Source organism: Pseudomonas sp. HTZ2 (assembly GCF_033173945.1).
GTDB classification, from domain to species: domain Bacteria; phylum Pseudomonadota; class Gammaproteobacteria; order Pseudomonadales; family Pseudomonadaceae; genus Aquipseudomonas; species Aquipseudomonas guariconensis.
In genome coordinates this window covers 1780544-1799818 of the sequence record NZ_CP137332.1, presented here as the reverse complement: position 1 = coordinate 1799818, position 19275 = coordinate 1780544, and the positions used below count along the sequence as shown (strand labels likewise).

At 63.6% G+C, this 19275-nt stretch carries 16 protein-coding genes; 9 read left to right on the top strand and 7 right to left on the bottom strand.

The features are described 5' to 3' along the window. Window positions 1-84 precede the first annotated feature (84 nt). On the bottom strand, window positions 85-1722 hold the full coding sequence (locus tag R6G97_RS08430; RefSeq protein ID WP_090344977.1) for a 5-guanidino-2-oxopentanoate decarboxylase: 1638 nt from the start codon (window positions 1720-1722) through the stop codon (window positions 85-87). Window positions 1723-1835: 113 nt separating this feature from the next. On the opposite strand from R6G97_RS08430, the gene R6G97_RS08425 reads away from it, so the two are divergent. Further along, a complete protein-coding gene (locus R6G97_RS08425) occupies window positions 1836-2744 on the top strand; it encodes a LysR substrate-binding domain-containing protein (RefSeq protein ID WP_052352311.1) in 909 nt (302 codons plus the stop codon). On the opposite strand, the gene R6G97_RS08420 is transcribed toward R6G97_RS08425, so the two are convergent. Then, a complete protein-coding gene (locus R6G97_RS08420; RefSeq protein ID WP_102081802.1) occupies window positions 2715-3329 on the bottom strand; it encodes an NAD(P)-dependent oxidoreductase in 615 nt (204 codons plus the stop codon). The two genes, R6G97_RS08425 and R6G97_RS08420, sit on opposite strands and share 30 nt — an antisense overlap. A gap of 28 nt (window positions 3330-3357) precedes the next feature. Continuing rightward, on the bottom strand, window positions 3358-4233 hold the full coding sequence (locus R6G97_RS08415) for an MBL fold metallo-hydrolase (protein ID WP_317847986.1): 876 nt from the start codon (window positions 4231-4233) through the stop codon (window positions 3358-3360). A gap of 103 nt (window positions 4234-4336) precedes the next feature. On the opposite strand from R6G97_RS08415, the gene R6G97_RS08410 reads away from it, so the two are divergent. Further along, entirely contained in the window at window positions 4337-5242 is a 906-nt protein-coding gene (locus R6G97_RS08410; protein WP_043206427.1) for a LysR family transcriptional regulator, read from the top strand. A gap of 32 nt (window positions 5243-5274) precedes the next feature. On the opposite strand, the gene R6G97_RS08405 is transcribed toward R6G97_RS08410, so the two are convergent. Then, window positions 5275-6144: an isocitrate lyase/PEP mutase family protein gene (locus R6G97_RS08405; protein ID WP_317847985.1), complete on the bottom strand. Its 870-nt coding sequence runs from the start codon at window positions 6142-6144 to the stop codon at window positions 5275-5277. A 383-nt stretch (window positions 6145-6527) separates the two neighbouring features. Here R6G97_RS08405 and R6G97_RS08400 point away from each other — a divergent pair, with 383 nt between their 5' ends. Next, entirely contained in the window at window positions 6528-7979 is a 1452-nt protein-coding gene (locus R6G97_RS08400; protein WP_317847984.1) for an MDR family MFS transporter, read from the top strand. A 91-nt stretch (window positions 7980-8070) separates the two neighbouring features. Here R6G97_RS08400 and R6G97_RS08395 read toward each other — a convergent pair whose 3' ends face one another. After that, window positions 8071-8703, bottom strand: a complete 633-nt coding sequence (locus R6G97_RS08395) for a TetR family transcriptional regulator (protein WP_043206425.1) — start codon at window positions 8701-8703, stop codon at window positions 8071-8073. A gap of 255 nt (window positions 8704-8958) precedes the next feature. Between R6G97_RS08395 and ttgA the strand changes: the two genes are divergently transcribed. The 6 genes from ttgA (at window position 8959) to R6G97_RS08365 (ending at window position 18028) form a co-directional block, all read left to right on the top strand. Continuing rightward, window positions 8959-10113, top strand: coding sequence for a toluene efflux RND transporter periplasmic adaptor subunit TtgA (gene ttgA, locus R6G97_RS08390; RefSeq protein WP_070576014.1), 1155 nt, complete (start codon window positions 8959-8961; stop codon window positions 10111-10113). Between the two features lie 3 nt (window positions 10114-10116). Next, entirely contained in the window at window positions 10117-13269 is a 3153-nt protein-coding gene (ttgB, locus tag R6G97_RS08385) for a multidrug efflux RND transporter permease subunit TtgB (RefSeq protein ID WP_043206423.1), read from the top strand. Then, entirely contained in the window at window positions 13266-14720 is a 1455-nt protein-coding gene (locus tag R6G97_RS08380; protein ID WP_070576017.1) for an AdeC/AdeK/OprM family multidrug efflux complex outer membrane factor, read from the top strand. Before ttgB ends, R6G97_RS08380 begins: the two co-directional genes overlap by 4 nt. Before the next feature lie 258 nt (window positions 14721-14978). After that, window positions 14979-16232 (top strand): OprD family porin, encoded by a 1254-nt coding sequence (locus R6G97_RS08375; RefSeq protein WP_253131627.1) that lies wholly within the window; start codon window positions 14979-14981, stop codon window positions 16230-16232. Window positions 16233-16422: 190 nt separating this feature from the next. After that, a complete protein-coding gene (locus R6G97_RS08370) occupies window positions 16423-17352 on the top strand; it encodes a LysR family transcriptional regulator (protein ID WP_043206420.1) in 930 nt (309 codons plus the stop codon). Between the two features lie 151 nt (window positions 17353-17503). Beyond that, the gene (locus R6G97_RS08365) at window positions 17504-18028 is read left to right on the top strand and encodes an Mpo1 family 2-hydroxy fatty acid dioxygenase (protein WP_043206418.1); all 525 of its coding nucleotides are present in this window, start codon (window positions 17504-17506) and stop codon (window positions 18026-18028) included. Window positions 18029-18071: 43 nt separating this feature from the next. Here the strand turns inward: R6G97_RS08365 and pcaC are convergent, their stop codons facing one another. Then, window positions 18072-18464, bottom strand: a complete 393-nt coding sequence (gene pcaC / locus R6G97_RS08360; RefSeq protein WP_043206417.1) for a 4-carboxymuconolactone decarboxylase — start codon at window positions 18462-18464, stop codon at window positions 18072-18074. 10 nt (window positions 18465-18474) lie between these two features. Next, the gene (gene pcaD, locus R6G97_RS08355) at window positions 18475-19266 is read right to left on the bottom strand and encodes a 3-oxoadipate enol-lactonase (protein WP_197852790.1); all 792 of its coding nucleotides are present in this window, start codon (window positions 19264-19266) and stop codon (window positions 18475-18477) included. Window positions 19267-19275: the final 9 nt, after the last annotated feature.

The window sequence follows — 19275 nt, the reverse complement described above, 5'->3', positions numbered from 1 at the left end:
GGCCGCTTCCAGCAAGGCCTGCCTAAGGAGACCCAGTGGAAGCGGCTTTATCCGCGAACATGACCTCAGGGCTGGTGTTCGCCCTCAACCTGCCACCGCAGCTTGCCACTGCGTCTGGTCGACCTGGATCAAGGTCGGTCCCTTGCGCTCGACCGCTTTGTGCAGCGCCGCCTGCAACTGCGCGACATCGCCCACATTGCATGCCGCCGCGCCCAGCGCCTGGGCCACGCCGATGAAGTCAGGGGTATGGATGTCCACACCCACCGGCTCAATGGCTCGGTTGACCATGTACTTCTTGATTTCCTCGTACCCCTGGTTGTTCCACAGCAGCACGATCAACGGCACCTGGGCCTCCACCGCGCTGGCGAGCTCCGGCAGGGTGAACTGCAAGCCACCATCGCCGATCAGGCAAACCGCGGGCGATCGGTCCGCTGCGTCTTCGGCGCTGCCGAGCCAGGCGCCCATGGCGGCCGGCAAGGCGTAGCCCAGGGTGCCGTAGCCGGTCGAGGCGTTGAACCAGCGCCGTGGCTGGGACATGTCCAGCGTGAGATTGCCGGTGTACACCGGTTGGGTCGAGTCGCCCACCAGGATTGCCGTAGGCAGGGCCTCGAGAATGCCGGTGAGTAGACGGGTCTGGCTCAGGGTCGGCTGGTCCCAGGTGCTGGCCAGGTCCCTGCGCAGGCGTGCGGCACGGGCACTACCCCAGGCGGCGTTCAGCGCGGGTGTAGGCAGCGCTTGCAAGGCAGCCAGCAGCGCCTCGGCGGCTTGTTCGGCGTCAGCGACGAGTGCCAGCTCCGGCAGGTAGTTGCGCACGGTCTGGTCGGGATCGATGTCGATGCGCAGCAAACTACCCGGGATTTCGAAACCGCCCTTGAAGGTAACGTCATAGTCGGTTTCGGCCAGCTCGGTGCCGATCGCCAGCACCACATCGGCCTCCGCCACCAACGCGCGCGTCGCGACCAGCGATTGGGTCGAGCCGATCTGCAATGGATGGCTGGCCGGCAACAGGCCCTTGGCATTGATGGTCAGGGCCACCGGTGCCTGCAGGTGCTCGGCAAGCGCCGCCAGTGCAGGGCCTGCCGCCAGCGCACCGCCACCGGCCAGGATCAGCGGACGCTGGGCCTTGGCCAGGCGCTCGGCCATCAGCGCCACAGTCCGGGGCGCTGCCCCCGCACGAGCGGTGCGTACAGGCCGCGCCGGCAACAGGTGGTCGGCGGGCTCGACCAGCACGTCCAGGGGGATCTCGATATGCACAGGCCGAGGACGTGCGCCCTCGAACACCGCGAAGGCGCGCGCCAGCACTTGCGGCAGGTCGTCAGCGCTCATCAGGGTGTGGGAAAACGCCGCCACGCCGGCAACCAACGCACCTTGGTTGGGCAGTTCATGCAGTTTGCCGCGACCACCACCAAGCTGGTCCCGGGACTGCACGCTGGAAATCACCAGCATCGGAATCGAGTCGGCGTAGGCCTGACCCATGGCGGTGGTGATGTTGGTCATGCCCGGGCCGGTGATGATGAAGCAGACCCCGGGCTTGCCGCGGGTACGGGCATAGCCGTCCGCCATGAACCCAGCGCCCTGTTCATGACGAGGGGTGATGTGGCGGATGGAGGAACCCGCGAGGCCCCGGTAGAGCTCCACGGTATGCACGCCCGGAATCCCGAAGACATGGTCCACGCCATAGCCTTCGAGGAGATTGACCAATACTTCGCCGCAGGTTGCCATCGAATTCACCCTGGTTCTTGTTGAAAATCTGTGTTTATGGAACCAAGGCGCAGCTATCGCCACAATGCAAAAAAACACATACTAGCCATGTCTCAGGATCATGGCTCACATCGATGAAACGCCTCCCGCCCCTCCCCGCCCTGCACACCTTCCTGATCACCGCCCAGCACTGCAACTTCACCCGGGCAGCCCAGCAGTTGCACATCACTCAAGGTGCAGTCAGCCGGCAGATCGCCGGGCTGGAAGAGCACCTGGGCTATGCGCTGTTCCAGCGTCAGGCGCGTGGCCTGAGCCTGACCCGGGAGGGTCAGGACTGGCTGCCGCGGGTACAGCAGATTTTCGCCCTGATCGAACAGGGTGTGCGCGAGGTCGGTCGCCACAGTGCCACGCTGCAGCTCAAGGCGCCCACCTGTGTCATGCGCTGGTTGCTGCCGCGGCTGATGGAATGGCAGGCATTGCGTCCGGACGTGCCGGTGGAGCTGACCACCACGGTGCAGCATGGCGTGGATTTCCGTCGCGAGGGCTTCGACGCCGCCGTGGTGTATGGCGCACTGCCCAACGGGGGACTGCAAGTACGCAAGCTGTTCGATGAGCAACTGACGCCGATGTGCGCGCCCTCGCTGCTCGAAGGGCAGTTGCCGCTAACGCGGCTCGAAGACCTGTCCCGTCACATGCTGCTGCATCCGTCACGGGACGAGCACGACTGGCGCCTATGGCTGCAGGCTGCAGGCGCCAGTATCGAGCTCAATGGGCCGCGCCAGCATTTCGAGACGCTGGACATGGCGATGGCCATGGCGTCCCAGGGTACGGGAGTCGCGATCGGCGATTGGGCATTGGTCGGCGATGACCTGCGCAGTGGCAGGCTGTGCATGCCGTTCGGGCTGAAGGTGCTCACGGGCAAAGGCTACTACCTAGTCAGCCCTGCCCGGAGCCTGCCGCCGGGGTTGGTCGAATTGCTGGACTGGCTCCAGGCACAGGCCAGACCAGACGACTCAGTACCCCACCGTGAACCGCTCCCGTGAATGGGCTGGTTTCTCCAATTCGTCGATCATTGCGATAGCGTAGTCAGCGAAGGTGATCCAACTCCGGCCATCGGCACCGATCAGCAACTGATCCTTGCCCAGACGGTAGTGCCCGCTTCGCGCACCTTCGACGAACTCCGCCGAGGGCGAGAGGAAGGTCCAATCCAGGCCCGACGTCTGACGCAATGCGTCGAGAAAACGCACGCCGGCGCTGGCTTCGGCTTTGTAGGCCTCGGGGAAGTCCGGGCTGTCGATGACCCGTTGCCCGGAGGGTAGCAGCAGGCTGCCGGCACCGCCCACCACCAGCAAGCGGGCCACGCCCGCACGCTTGACCGGCTCGATGATCGCCTGGGGCTCGATCGTCGCGAAATGCGCCGCGCTCAGCACGGCGTCCGTCCCGGCCACGGCGGCCTGCAGGGCTGCACTGTCCTTGGCGTCCAGCGCCTTGGCGGTAACGCCTTCACGCCCGTCCAGCTTCGACGGGTCACGGGCGATGGCCACGACCTGATGGCCGCGGCGCAGAGCCTCTTCCAGCAACTGGCTACCGGCACGACCGGTGGCACCGATGATTGCGATCTTGCTCATGGGGACACACTCCATCAGTTGAAAAGAACTACCACTGCATTTCGCCCTTGGCGACCTTGGCGCTGAGTTCCAGCGAACTGGCGTCGCCCAGCTTTGGATACCGCTGCTCCATCGCCTTGATCAGCGCATCGGCATCGGCGGCCTTGGCTGCTTCGGCGTCGAAGGCGCGGATGTAACCGGCGGTGAAACGTACTGCGTCCAGCGAGCGGCTGCTCTGCCCGAGGTAGTGGCCGGGGATCACTGTGCGCGGAGCGAGCCGCTCGATGCGCTCGAGGGTGGCAAGCCAATCGGCATGGGACTGGGCGGTCTGGGTGTCGGCCATCCAGACATGAATGTGCTCGGCCACGACCACGCCACCGACCACAGCCTTGATCGAGGGAATCCACACGAAACTACGGTCTGGCTGTGGCCCATCGAGACCGACGACTTCCAGCGTCTGTCCTTCCAGCGCCAGGCGATCCTCCACCAGCACCTGCGGCACGACCAGTTTCGCGGGCCTGTCGCTGCCCATTTGCGGGCCCCAGTAGTCCAGCTTGGCGTCCATGGTCTTGCGGATATGCTCCACAGTGGCGGCCGAGGCGACCACTCGGGCCTGGGGAAACGCACGCGTCAGGGTGTCCAGCCCAAAGTAATAGTCCGGATCGCCATGGCTGACATAAATGGTGGTCAATCGCTTGCCACCAGCCTTGAGGCGCTGTACCAGTTGCTCGGCCTGGGCCTTGCCGAACTGGGCGTCAACCAGGATGGCATCGTGCTTGCCACTGACGATCACCGAGCTGACCGGGAAGATCGCATCATGGCCTGGGTTGTACACCTCGAGCTGAAGGGGTTCGGCGGCCAAAGCCTGGCCGGCCAGGGCGAGGCTGGCCAGTACCAGACTGCGCAGGGTGGAGATGAGCGACATCGGACATTCCTGTGAACGGGAGAGTGAGCAACAGCATAGTTGCCCAATCCATCACAAAAAATGCGATGCTCAGACATAGTTTGTTTCTGAAAGCGGACAAATCATGGACCGTCTAAACGCCATGCGCGTCTTCGTCACCGTGGTCGACCTGGGCAGCCAGTCAGCCGCGGCCGACCATCTGCAACTCTCTCGGCCTGTGGTGTCGCGCTATCTGGCGGAACTGGAGGACTGGGTCGGTGCGCGTCTGATGCAGCGCACCACACGCAAGCTCAGCCTCACCGCCGCCGGCCAGCAAACCCTGCCGCGCTGTCGCCAATTGCTGGAGCTGGCCGGTGATCTACAGGCCGCTGTACGCCAGCCGGACGACGCGCCACGCGGCGAGCTGCGCATCAGCGTCAGCACCTCGTTCGGCCAGGCCCAGTTGGTGGATGCGGTGGCCGACTACGTACGGCGTTACCCGGGAGTGAAGGTGGAACTGCAGATGCTCGATCGTACGGTCAACCTGGTGGACGAACGCATCGACCTGGCGATCCGCACCAGCAACGACCTGGACCCGAACCTGATCGCCCGGCGCCTGACAGTGTGTCGCTCAGTGGTATGCGCCGCGCCGAAGTACCTGGCCGAACATGGCATGCCGCAGCAGGTCGAAGAACTGAGCCAGCACAATTGCCTGACCCACGCCTACTTCGGGCATAGCCTGTGGCAGTTCGAAGTCGGGGGGCGGCATGTGGCCGTGCCGGTGCAAGGCAACATCAGCGCCAACGAGGCCATGACCTTGCAGAAGGCCGCGCTGGCCGGTGCCGGCATCGCCATGCTGCCGACCTACCAGGCGGCAGGAGCGCTACGCAGTGGAGAACTGGTCCGTCTGCTGCCCGAGGCGCGCCCGCGCGAGCTGAACCTGAATGCCGTGTACACCTCGCGTAAGCACATGCCGGCAACCCTGCGCAGCATGCTGGATTTTCTCGCGCAGCGGTTCACCGATGAGCCGCAGTGGGATGAAGACCTCTGACCTGCAGGCGGCTGCGCCGAGTCAGTCGCCGGTCACTCCTCGACGCTCATGTACTCCTTGGCCCAACGGATGTAATCCTCAGGTTGGGTATAGGTGTGGGAAAGCTCGGTCGCGTTGAGGTTGTCGGATTTGTTCTGCTGCCCATGCTGAAGGCGCAGACAGTCATAGGTGGCTTTGATGGCGGCGAAATAGGCGGCATGGCCATCGACCACGATCCGCACCCCCAGGCTCGCCAGCCGCGCATCGTCACGCAGGTTGGGGTTGCCGTAGCTCACCAGCATCAGGGGCACCGTCAGGTGCTCGGCGATCTGCTCCAGTTGATCGAAATCCTTGACGCCTACCATGCAGATACCGTCGGCACCAGCCTTCTGGTAGCTCTGGGTGCGATGGATGATTTGCTCGGTCGACAGCACACCGGCGTTGGTCCGGGCGATGATCGACAGCGCCGAGTCGACCCGCGCCTCGATGGCCGCACGGATCTTGCCGACACCCTCCTGCACTGAGATCAGGTCCGTGGATTTGCGACCGAACTGGGCCGGCAACAGGGTGTCCTCAATGGTCAGCGCGGCGACACCGGCGCGCTCCAGCTCGATCACCGTGCGCATGACATTGAGCGCATTGCCATAGCCATGGTCGGCGTCGGCGATCACCGGCAACTGTGCGACACGGCCAATGCGGGTGGCCTGCTCGACGAACTCGCTCAGGGTGATCAAGGCAAAGTCCGGCGCGGCCAGTACCTGCAGCGAGGCAACCGAACCACCGAGGATACCGACCTCAAAACCCAGGTCAGCGGCGATGCGGGCCGACATGGGGTCGAACACCGATGCGGTGTGATAGCACGAACCGGACGCAAGCAGTTCACGGAAGGCAAAACGCAGATCGTGGTGGGAAGCCTTGGGCATGATCACTCCGCAATAACAGGAAATTTGAACGGGCTGACTACTGACCCTTGAATCGGGTCTACCTGACCTGTTCCAACCGTCGCCATCAGGGCGGTCATGCTCGACATGCAGGCAGAGGAATAGAAGGTGTGGGGTACAACAGCATGAAATCCGCACGTAAATGGCTGCACCATGCTGGTGCAAAGCCCGGATTTCAGCCGTTGCGGTCAGATCACGATATCACGCAGCCATGCGCTACTGGATGGATGCGCCAATGCCGATCTTGCATAGGGGATGCGCATAGTACATAGGAAGCTACGTAACTCAGCTACAATGCGGCCTTGCTCCGCGCTTGGCTGAGCCGCGGCCAACCCCCAGACAGCGACCACGACAAGGTATTTTCCGTGACTGCCGCCCTGCCCCCTACTGTCCTGCGCACAGTCCTCACCGCCCTGATGCTGGCGATTTTTCTCGGTGCGCTGGACCAGACCATTGTCGCCGTGTCCATGCCAGCGATTTCCGCCCAATTCAACGATGTCGGTCTGCTGGCCTGGGTCATCTCCGGTTACATGGTAGCCATGACCATCGCCGTGCCGATCTACGGCAAGCTCGGCGACCTGTATGGCCGGCGGCGCATGATCCTCACGGGCACGGCCTTGTTCACCCTGGCTTCGGTGGCCTGCGCCCTGGCCCAGGACATGCAGCAGTTGGTACTGGCGCGGGTGGTCCAGGGGATTGGCGCAGGGGGCATGGTTTCGGTGAGCCAGGCGATCATTGGCGATTTCGTGCCGCCTCGCGAGCGCGGCCGCTACCAAGGCTATTTCAGCAGCATGTACGCCCTGGCCAGCGTCGCCGGACCGGTGCTCGGTGGCGGGTTGACCGAATACCTGTCCTGGCGCTGGGTGTTCTGGATCAACCTGCCCCTGGGTCTGTTCGCCCTGTGGGCGATCCGCCGTGCCCTGGCCGGCATGCCGGTACAGCGCCGAGAGGCCCAGGTGGATTACCTCGGTGCGCTGCTGCTGATCCTGGGCCTGGGCAGCCTACTGCTGGGTATCACCTTGGTCGGTCAGGGCCACGCCTGGCTATCGCCGCCGGTACTGGCACTGCTGGGCGGTGCCCTGCTGGGCCTTGTGGTGTTCATCGGCCATGAGCGGCGCTGCCCAGAGCCGCTGTTGCCGCTCAAGTTGTTCGGCAACCGCACTGCAATGCTGTGCTGGTGCGCGATCTTCTTCGCCAGCTTCCAATCGATCTCGCTGACCATGCTGATGCCTCTGCGCTACCAGAGCATCACCGGCGCAGGCGCCGACAGCGCCGCGCTTTATCTGTTGCCGCTGGCGATGGGGCTGCCCCTGGGCGCCTTCACCGGTGGACGCCTGACCAGTCGCACAGGTCGCTATCGCCCGCAAATCGTTATCGGTTTCGTACTGATGCCCTTGGCTATCCTCGGCATGGCCCTCACGCCACCGCAATCGGCGCTGCTCGGCGCGGTGTTCATGCTGTTGACCGGTATTGCCTGCGGCTTGCAGTTCCCGACCTCCTTGGTGGGGACCCAGAGCGCGGTGGAGCACAAGGACATCGGCGTTGCCACCAGTACCACCAACCTGTTCCGCGCCCTGGGCGGCGCCATGGGGGTGGCCTGCATGTCCAGTTTGCTGTTGGCGCTGCTGCATCAGGACGGTTTCGAGGCGTTGGGCAATCCGCTGCTGGGTAGCCTGCAGGCAGGCGAACCGGCCCCATTGACCCAAGCGCGGCTGTTGCGAACCTTCCGTCACTTGCTGATGACCAGTGCCGCCCTGTCGCTTCTGGGCCTAGCCGCCGCGCTGGTCATGCCCGACCGGCAACTACGAGGACGTTGATGTCATCTGCCACACTGCATTGGGCTGCGCAAACCATTAACTCCCCCTTAATGAAAGGGGGAAACACTTCATCACAATCATTCACAAAGTGTCATTTGCGCAAGGAAGGGCTCAAGCGCAGCATATCCAACCCTGTGTCGACCCAACGCTCCACATCGCGCAGCAGGTCGAAGCTGTCCGGCAGCAACAGCCAGCGCCCGATCAGGCCATCGACATAGGCGAACAACGCAACAGCGGCACGTTGCACATCCAGATCCTCGGGCAACTGCCCACGGCGCACGGCATTGGCCATGGCCAAGGCGATGCCTTCGTGGCAGTCCAGCACAGCGCCTTGGCGCTGCTGGCGGATCTCGCACATGTCGTCGGTGAACTCACATTTGTGGTGCAGGATTTCATTGATGCGTCGGGTCCTGGCATCGAGCACCAGGTCATTGAGCACCTGCAGCAACAGGGTGCGAATGCAGCCAAGCGGGTCGAGTTCGTCCTCGCTCTCGCTGGCGCGGGCCAGGTGGTCATGGGTTTCATGCAGGCTGTCCAGCAGCGCCTGCACCAGCTCGGCCTTGTTGTTGAAATGCCAATAGATCGCCCCACGGGTCACACCCGCCAGTTCAGCGATGTCGGCCAGGGTGGTTCGCGCAACCCCGCGCTTGTAGAAGGCCTTTTCCGCTGCCTCGATGATCTGGGCACGGGTTTCCTGGGCTTCCTCTTTGGTTCGACGGACCATGGCAGCTCAACCTCATCACGACCCGCAGGCTCGACCGGCGCGCGGGGTTCAGGCCGGGGTCGCCTCTTTAAGGGCGTCTCCCGGGGAGTATTCGACGGATCCGCAGCGCCCGTTCAAGGCTGACTGCGGTATTTACAAACAAGCATGAATGTAAGTATATTCGTTAGTAAGCTATTTATCCACCGGATAGCACCTTTTCTGAAAACACTTCAATTATTCTTGAGCGTCTCCCTGCTCTAGCGACCCGAGGATCCTATGCAATTCAAGCCAGCCGTCACCGCCCTGGTTTCCGCCGTCGCCCTGGCAACCCTGCTAAGTGGCTGTAAGAAAGAAGAAGCAGCGCCTGCGGCGCAGGCTCCTCTGGTCGGCGTTGTCACTCTCCAGCCTCAGGCCTATACCCTGACGTCCGAGCTACCGGGGCGTACCACCGCCTTCCGCGTCGCCGAGGTCCGCCCACAGGTCAATGGCATCATTCTCAAGCGCCTGTTCAAGGAAGGCAGTGACGTCAAGGAAGGTCAGCAGCTGTATCAGATCGACCCGGCCGTCTACGAAGCCAACCTGGCCAATGCCCAGGCCAACCTGCAAGCTACCCGTTCGCTGGCCGAGCGCTACAAGCAACTGATCGACGAGCAGGCTGTCTCCAAGCAGGAATACGACGACGCCAATGCCAAACGATTGCAGGCCGAGGCTTCGCTCAAAAGCGCCCAGATCGACCTGCGCTACACCAAGGTTCTGGCGCCGATCAGCGGTCGTGTCGGGCGCTCGTCCGTCACCGAAGGTGCCCTGGTGAGCAATGGCCAAGCCAACGCGTTGGCCACCATCCAGCAGCTCGACCCGATCTACGTCGATGTCACCCAGTCCACCGCCGAGCTGCTCAAGCTGCGACGCGACCTGGAAAGCGGCCAGTTGCAGAAGGCCGGCGAGAACGCCGCCTCCGTCCAGCTGGTGCTTGAGGACGGCAGCCTGTTCAAACAGCAAGGTCGCCTGGAGTTCTCCGAAGTCGCGGTCGACGAAACCACCGGTTCCGTGACCTTGCGCGCCATCTTCCCCAACCCTGACCACACCCTGCTGCCGGGCATGTTCGTTCACGCCCGCCTGAAGGCCGGGGTCAATGCCAACGCCATCCTGGCACCACAACAGGGCGTGACCCGTGACCTGAAGGGCACCCCCACCGCGCTGGTGGTCAACCAGGAAAACAAGGTCGAACTGCGCCAGCTCAAGGCCAGTCGTACCCTGGGCAGCGACTGGCTGATCGAGGAAGGCCTGAACCCAGGCGACCGCCTCATCACCGAAGGGCTGCAGTTCGTGCGCCCTGGTGTCGAGGTCAAGGTCAGCGAAGCCACCAACGTCAAGAAGCCAGGCAGCCCAGACCAGGCCAGCACTGCGAAAGTAGACGCCAAAGCGGAGTAAACCATGTCGAAGTTCTTTATTGATCGCCCGATCTTCGCCTGGGTGATCGCCTTGGTCATCATGCTCGTCGGCGCGCTCTCCATCCTGAAGCTGCCGATCAACCAGTATCCGAGCATCGCACCGCCGGCCATCGCGATCGCCGTGACCTATCCGGGCGCCTCGGCGCAAACGGTGCAGGACACCGTGGTACAGGTCATCGAGCAGCAGCTCAACGGTATCGACAACCTGCGTTATGTCTCCTCGGAGAGCAACTCCGACGGCAGCATGACCATCACCGCCACCTTCGAGCAGGGCACCAACCCTGATACCGCGCAGGTCCAGGTGCAGAACAAGCTGAACCTGGCTACCCCGCTGCTGCCGCAGGAAGTGCAGCAGCAAGGTATCCGCGTCACCAAGGCAGTGAAGAACTTCCTGTTGGTGATCGGCCTGGTGTCCGAAGACGGCAGCATGACCAAGGACGACCTGTCCAACTACATCGTCTCCAACATGCAGGATCCGATCTCGCGGACTGCCGGCGTGGGTGACTTCCAGGTGTTCGGTGCCCAGTACGCCATGCGTATCTGGCTCGATCCGGCCAAGCTGAACAAGTTCCAGCTGACTCCGGTCGACGTGCGCAACGCGGTCAGCGCGCAGAACGTGCAGGTATCCTCCGGTCAGCTCGGCGGTCTACCTGCCATGCCCGGTACCCAGCTCAACGCCACCATCATCGGCAAGACCCGCCTGCAGACCGCCGAGCAGTTCGAAAAGATCCTGCTCAAGGTCAACAGCGACGGCTCCCAGGTGCGCCTGAGCGATGTCGCCAAGGTCGGCCTGGGCGGTGAGAACTACGCCATCAGCGCCCAGTACAACGGTTTCCCGGCCTCGGGCCTGGCGATCAAGCTGGCCACCGGGGCCAACGCCCTGGATACCGCCAAGGCGCTGCGCAAGACCATCAGCGACCTGGAGCCGTTCTTCCCGCCGGGCGTGAAGGCCGTGTTCCCTTACGACACCACTCCGGTGGTCACTGAATCCATCAGCGGCGTGATCCACACGCTGATCGAGGCGGTGGTCCTGGTGTTCCTGGTGATGTACCTGTTCCTGCAGAACTTCCGCGCCACCATCATCACCACCATGACCGTACCGGTGGTGTTGCTGGGTACCTTCGGCATCCTTGCCGCCGCGGGCTTTAGCATCAACACCCTGACCATGTTCGCCATGGTCCTGGCCATCGGCTTGCTGGTGGACGACGCCATCGTCGTGGTGGAGAACGTCGAGCGGGTCATGTCCGAAGAGGGCTTGCCGCCCAAGGAGGCCACCAAGCGCTCCATGGAACAGATTCAGGGTGCCCTGGTGGGTATCGCCCTGGTGCTGTCGGCGGTACTGCTGCCGATGGCTTTCTTCGGCGGCTCCACCGGTGTGATCTACCGTCAGTTCTCCATCACCATCGTTTCGGCCATGGGCCTGTCGGTGCTGGTGGCGCTGATCTTCACCCCGGCACTGTGCGCCACCATGCTCAAACCCCTGAAAAAGGGCGAGCATCATGTGGCCAAGCGCGGCTTCTTCGGCTGGTTCAACCGCAACTTCGACCGCAGCGTGCAAGGCTATGAGCGCAGCGTCGGCGGCATCCTGCGCAACAAGTTCCCGTTCCTGTTGGCCTACGCCCTGATCGTGGTCGGCATGGTCTGGCTGTTCATGCGCATTCCCACAGCGTTCCTGCCCGAGGAAGACCAAGGCGTGCTGTTTGCCCAGGTCCAGACCCCGGCCGGCTCCAGTGCCCAACGTACCCAGGTGGTCGTCGACCAGATGCGCGAGTACCTGCTCAAGGACGAAGCTGACACCGTCTCCTCGGTCTTCACCGTGAACGGCTTCAACTTCGCTGGCCGCGGCCAGAGCTCGGGCATGGCCTTCATCATGCTCAAGCCATGGGACGAACGCTCGGCGGAAAACAGCGTGTTCAACCTCGCGGCCCGCGCCCAGCAGCACTTCTTCAGCTTCCGTGACGCCATGGTGTTCGCCTTCGCGCCACCTGCGGTACTCGAACTGGGTAACGCCACCGGCTTCGACGTGTTCCTCCAGGACCGCGCCGGTGTCGGCCACGCGAAACTGATGGAAGCACGCAACCAGTTCCTGGCCAAGGCCGCCCAGAGCAAGGTGCTCACCGCGGTGCGTCCGAACGGCCTGAACGACGAGCCGCAGTACCAGCTGATCATCGATGACGAACGTGCCAGCGCCTTGGGCGTGACCATCGCCGACATCAACGCCACCCTGTCGATCGCCCTGGGCGGCAACTACGTCAACGACTTCATCGACCGCGGTCGGGTCAAGAAGGTGTACATCCAGGGCGAACCAAGCGCCCGGATGAGCCCGGAAGACCTGCAGAAGTGGTACGTGCGCAATGGCGCGGGCGAGATGGTGCCGTTCTCCTCCTTCGCCAAGGGCGAATGGAGCTATGGCTCGCCGAAGCTCTCGCGCTACAACGGTGTGGAAGCGGTCGAAATCCTCGGTGCCCCGGCACCGGGCTACAGTACCGGCGAAGCCATGGCCGAGGTCGAGCGCATCGCGGGCGAACTGCCAGCTGGCATCGGCTATTCCTGGACCGGCATGTCCTACGAGGAGAAACTCTCCGGCTCGCAGATGCCGGCGCTGTTCGCCCTCTCGGTCCTGTTCGTGTTCCTGTGCCTGGCAGCGCTGTACGAAAGCTGGTCGATTCCGATCGCCGTCGTGCTTGTCGTACCGCTGGGTATCATCGGTGCGCTGATCGCCGCCAGCCTGCGCGGGTTGTCCAACGACGTGTACTTCCTGGTCGGCCTGCTGACCACTATCGGCCTGGCGGCGAAGAACGCGATCCTGATCGTCGAATTCGCCAAGGAACTGCACGAGCAGGGCCGCAGCCTGTATGACGCAGCCATCGAGGCCTGCCGCATGCGTCTGCGCCCAATCATCATGACCTCGCTGGCGTTCATCCTCGGCGTGGTACCGTTGACCATCGCCAGCGGCGCAGGCTCGGGCAGCCAGCACGCCATCGGCACCGGGGTGATCGGCGGTATGATCAGTGCGACCGTGCTGGCCATCTTCTGGGTACCGCTGTTCTTCGTTGCAGTGTCGTCGCTGTTCGGCAGCAAGAAGCCTGAATCCGACGCCACCCCTGAAACTACTCGTTATGAGGCTGGGCAATGACCAAGTCTTTGTTATCCCTGGCGGTAACCGCTTTCATCCTTGGCGGCTGCTCGCTGATCCCTGACTACCAGACCCCTGAGTCGCCAGTGGCGGCGCAGTGGCCGCAAGGCCCTGCGTACTCGCCGACCCAGTCGGCCGACGTAGCCGCGGCCGAGCAGGGCTGGCGTCAGTTCTTCCATGATCCTGCGCTGCAGCAGCTGATCCAGACCGCGCTGGTCAACAACCGCGACCTGCGCGTCGCCGCCCTGAACATCGATGCCTACCGGGCCCAGTACCGCATCCAGCGGGCCGACCTGTTCCCGGCGGTATCGGCCAATGGCAGCGGCAGCCGCCAGCGGGTACCGGCGAACATGTCGCAGACCGGCGAAGCGGGCATCACCAGCCAGTACTCGGCCACCCTGGGTGTCAGCGCCTATGAGCTGGACTTGTTCGGCCGTGTGCGCAGCCTCACCGAGCAGGCCTTGGAGACCTACCTCTCCAGCGAGCAGGCCCGCCGCTCCACGCAAATCAGCCTGGTCGCCAGCGTGGCCAATGCCTACTACACCTGGCAGGCCGACCAAGCGCAGCTCAAGCTGACCGAAGAGACCCTCAAGACCTACGTCGAAAGCTACAACCTCACCCGCCGTAGCAATGAGGTGGGTGTTGCCTCAGCGCTCGATGTGAGCCAGGCCCGCACCGCCGTTGAAGGCGCGCGGGTCAAACTCGCGCAGTACCAGCGCCTGGTCGCCCAGGACCTGAACAGCCTGACCGTGCTGCTGGGCACTGGCGTGCCGGCTGACCTGCCGGCACCGCTTCAGCTCGACGCCGATCAACTGGCCGAGGTCCCGGCCGGCCTGCCATCGGATCTGCTGCAACGGCGTCCGGACATCCAGGAAGCCGAGCACCTGCTCAAAGCCGCCAACGCCAATATCGGCGCGGCCCGCGCTGCGTTCTTCCCGAGCATCAGCCTGACCGCCAACGCCGGCACCCTGAGCCCGGACATGGGCGGGCTGTTCAAGGGCGGGTCGGGCACTTGGCTGTTCCAGCCGCAGATCAACCTGCCGATCTTCAACGCCGGCAGCCTGAAAGCGAGCCTGGACTACTCGAAGATCCAGAAGGACATCAACGTCGCCAAGTACGAAAAGACCATCCAGACCGCCTTCCAGGAAGTCTCCGATGGCCTGGCCGCACGCAAGACCTTCGAGGAGCAGCTGCAGGCCCAGCGCGACCTGGTGGCCGCCAACCAGGACTACTACCGCCTGGCCGAGCGCCGCTACCGCATCGGGATCGACAGCAACCTGACCTTCCTCGATGCCCAGCGCAACCTGTTCAGTTCGCAGCAGTCGCTGATCAACGACCGGCTCTCGCAGCTGGTCAGCGAGGTCAACCTGTACAAGGCCCTCGGTGGCGGCTGGTACGAGCAGACCGGGCAGGCCAACCAGCAGGCTTCGGTGGAAACACCGAAAGGCTGAGCGACCCGCTAGCAGCATCAAGCCCACCCTCGCGGTGGGCTTTTTTATGGGACAGCCCCCCGCGCCCCCGAATTAACCACGTCGACATTCCGTTCGATAATCGCCCCGTTCCGCATTGGGCGAATTGCCTCGCCCTCACCTTGCACCGCACCATCGCCCACGCAACGTTGCACACGCTCTCACAAAAGACGCCACACCCTGCGGCCCGCACCCGCAGCGCACCGGCTCGCCCGAATAAAAACAAGAGATCCGCAACCGATGAGCACTTTGCAACCCGCACGCCAACTGCTGCCCGGCCTGTTGGCCCTGTCCTGCGCCCTGCCCTCCCTGGCCGCTGAAAGCGGTTTCGTGGAAGGCGCCAAGGCCACCCTCAACCTGCGCAACTTCTACATCAACCGCAACTTCGTCGACCCGGCTAATCGCCAGAGCAAAGCCGAGGAATGGACCCAGAGCTTCATCCTCGATGCCCGCTCCGGCTTCACCCAAGGCACCGTCGGTTTCGGCGTGGACGTGCTCGGGCTGTATTCGATCAAGCTCGATGGCGGCAAAGGCACAGCCGGCACTCACCTGCTGCCCGTGCACGACGACGGCCGCCCCGCCGATGATTTCGGCCGCCTTGGCATCGCGCTCAAAGCCAAGGCGTCGCAGACCGAACTGAAGGTCGGTGAATGGATGCCCGTGCTACCGATCCTGCGCTCGGACGATGGCCGCTCACTGCCACAGACCTTCCGCGGCGGCCAGCTCACCTCCCAGGAGATCGCCGGGCTGACCCTGTATGCCGGCCAGTTCCGTGGCAACAGCCCGCGCAACGACGCCAGCATGGAAGACATGTCGCTCAATGGCCGCGCCGCCTTCACCTCCGACCGGTTCAACTTCGCCGGCGGCGAATACACCTTCAACGACAAGCGCACGCTGGTTGGCCTGTGGAATGCCCAGCTCAAGGACATCTACCGCCAACAGTACGTCAACGTGGTGCACAGCCAGCCTCTGGGCGACTGGACCCTGGGCGCCAACCTCGGTTATTTCGTCGGCGGCGAGGACGGTGCCGAGCGCGCTGGCAAATTGGACAACCGCACCGCCTCGGCCATGCTCTCGGCACGCTACCAAGGTCATACGTTCTACCTGGGCCTGCAGAAGGTCAGCGGTGACGACGCCTGGATGCGGGTCAACGGGACCAGCGGTGGCACCCTGGCCAACGACAGCTACAACTCAAGCTTCGACAACGCCAAAGAGCGCTCCTGGCAGGTGCGACACGACTTCAACTTCGTCGCCCTCGGCGTGCCCGGGCTGACCCTGATGAACCGCTACATCAAAGGCGACAATGTGCAGGCCGGCGGCGTCACCGACGGCAAGGAGTGGGCGCGGGAAACCGAGCTTGCCTACGTGATCCAGGCCGGTTCCTTCAAGGACCTGTCGCTTAAATGGCGCAACTCCACCATGCGCCGGGATTTCAGCACCAACGCGTTCGACGAGAATCGACTGATCATCAGCTACCCGCTGAACCTGCTCTAGCCAGGACACTTCGCGGGTAAACCCGCTCCAACAAAGATCACCGTCGACTTTGTGGGAGCGGGTTCACACCGCGCATCGTCTGATCACCGGCAAATAGCCAAAAAGAATAATCAAATCAAATAACATTCTTTGACGATATATGTAACGACCCGCTAAAACCGAGCCCTGATCCCCGCACCAGAGCCCGAACATGGACCTTCGCCAACTGCGCTACTTCATTGCCCTGACCGAATATCGCAGTTTCGTTCGCGCCGCCGAAGCCATGGGCATTACCCAGCCGGCCTTCAGCCGCGCCATCCAGGGCCTGGAGCAGACCTTGGGTTGCCCGCTTGTCGACCGCGCCAGCAAGGCGCTGCAGCCCACCCCTGAAGGGCAGGTGGTACTGCAACATGCCAGGCGACTGGTCCAGGGTGCCGCGCAGTTGAGCAACGATGTGCTCCAGATGACCAAGCTCGACGCCGGCGAGCTGCATTTCGGCAGCGGGCCGGCCCTGGCTGCGCGTCTGGTGCCCGAGGCTCTGCGCCATTTCATCCAGACCCACCCAGGGATCCTCACCCGCTTGCAAGTGAACAATGCAGAGCAGCTGGGCCAGGCACTGCGCCGTGAGCAAATAGAGTTTTTCGTCGATGACATTCGCCCCTTCGAGGCCGACCCGTACTTTCATACCGAACCGCTGACGCCACGCCCTGGCCTGTTCTTCTGCCGCCCCGGGCACCCCTTGCTGGCCAAGGACAGCCTGTCGACCAACGACCTGTTCGCCTATCCACTGGCCAGCGCCCTGCTCGTTTCCGGTGTGCGCAAACGACTGGCCAACTTGAGCGGGCGCAGCGACTTCACGCCTCACCTGCAAACCGAACACTTGGCCGTGCTGCGCAGTGTCGTGCTGGCCAGCGACGCCATCGGCAACGCCAGCGAAGAGGCGATCGCCGAGGACCTGGCAGCCGGCCGCCTGGTTCGGCTGCACTGGCGCAACCTGCCGCCAGGGCTGGAGGTGCTGAGCGTGCGATGTGGGGTGATCAGCCGCAGTGGCTACCGGCTGTCGCCTGCGGCGCGGGCCATGATCGAGACCCTGGTGAGGCTCGACACGCCCGCACAGCCCTCAGCCCGCAGCCTGGGGTAACGCCATTCGCTGCGGTGATAACAGGCCATCACCTGCACCAGGTTCCGGCCATGATGTCCGGGCGCTATGCTCAGACAAGCCCTTTCGCAGGGAAACCTGCGAAAACGCCGGGACAGGCATCAGCCAATCAGGCCCCCAGGGAGTAACAACAATGAAAACCCTCGTTGACCACCTGAGCCAGTACGCCAGCTACCACCGTGACCCACGCAATATCGCCACCCATTTCGTCGGGATTCCGCTGATCGTGCTGGCAGTGACCATCCTGCTGTCACGCCCCGGCGGCTCAATGCTGGGGGTGTGGCTTTCCCCGGCGCTGCTGGTCGCCGCCGCCTCGGTGTGGTTCTACCTGCGTCTGGATGTGCGCTTCGGGCTGGTGATGGGCGCGTTACTGGGCGGGTGCCTGTGGGTTGGCCAGACACTTGCGGTACAGGCCACCGGGCTGTGGCTGAGCGCCGGGCTCGGCGCCTTCGTGGTGGGCTGGATCATCCAGTTCGTCGGCCATTATTACGAAGGCCGCAAGCCGGCGTTCGTGGACGATATCAGCGGGCTGATCATCGGGCCGCTGTTCGTGGTGGCGGAGCTGGCGTTCATGCTGGGGCTGTGTCCGGCGCTCAAGCGCGCCGTGGAAACCAAGGCAGGTCCGGTGGCGGTGCGCCAGAAGAAAGCGGCAGCCTGACGTCACACACCTGCGAGGGGCCGCAATGCGACCCCGCCAGGTTTCACTGCCGCGACTCGACCCCCAGCTCATCCCACACCGACTCAGCCAGGTGGAAGGTGGCATTGGCCGCCGGGATCCCGCAATAGATCGCACTCTGCATGATCACTTCCTTGATCTGCTCTCGCGTCACGCCGTTATTGGCGGCCGCACGCAGGTGCAGCTTGAGCTCCTCGTTGCGGTTCATGCCGATCAGCATCGCGATGGTGATCAGGCTGCGGGTATGCCGGGGCAAACCCGGGCGCGTCCAGATATCGCCCCAGGCATGCCGGGTGATCATCTCCTGGAACTCGCCATTGAAGTCGTTGAGCTTTTCCAGGCTGCGGTCCACATGGGCATCGCCAAGTACGGCGCGGCGCACCTGCATGCCTGCCTCGTAGCGTTGTTTCTCATCCATCGCCAATTCCTCAGCAGGTCAGCAGAAAATCGAGCACCCGGCGGGTGAACGGTGCGCCGATCTCGACATTGGACAGGTGCGCCGCAGCAAACTCCACATAGGCTGCCCCCTGGATCTGCGCCTGCATGAAGCGACCGTGTTCCGGGGTGGTCACCACATCCTCGGTACCCGCGACGATCAGGGTCGGCACCTTGACGCTGACCAGTTGCTCACGAAAATCCGCATCACGCACCGCGGCGCAATTGGCCGCGTACCCCTGGGGGGAAGTCTGCGCGAGCATCTGGCAGATACGTTGAGCCTGATCGGGTTGGGCCTGGGCAAATCCTGGGGTGAACCAGCGCGCGATAGAGGCATCGCGCAAATCGACCATCGCCTGCTGACCGCCCTTGAGCACCGTGTCGATACGGGTGTTCCACACTTCGTCGTTGGCGATCTTGGCCGCAGTGTTGCACAGGGTCAGGCTGAGTAGGCGGTGGCCGGCAATGATGCCCAGCCACTGGCCGATCAGGCCGCCCATGGACAGGCCGACGAAGTGGGCCTGCGGGATATCCAGCGCATCGAGCAGCGCCAGCACATCGCGGCCTAGCTGTTCGATGCGGTAAGGGCCTTCGGTGACCTGCGAGCCGCCATGACCACGAGTGTCGTAGCGCAACACGCGAAAATGCTCGGACCACGCCGGAATCTGGGTGTCCCACATGTGCAGGTCGGTACCCAGCGAGTTGGACAACACCAGCACCGGGGCGTGCTCTGGGCCGTCGAGTTGGTAGTTCAATACGCCATCGGCCAGTTGCAGTTGCGCCACAGCGGTCTC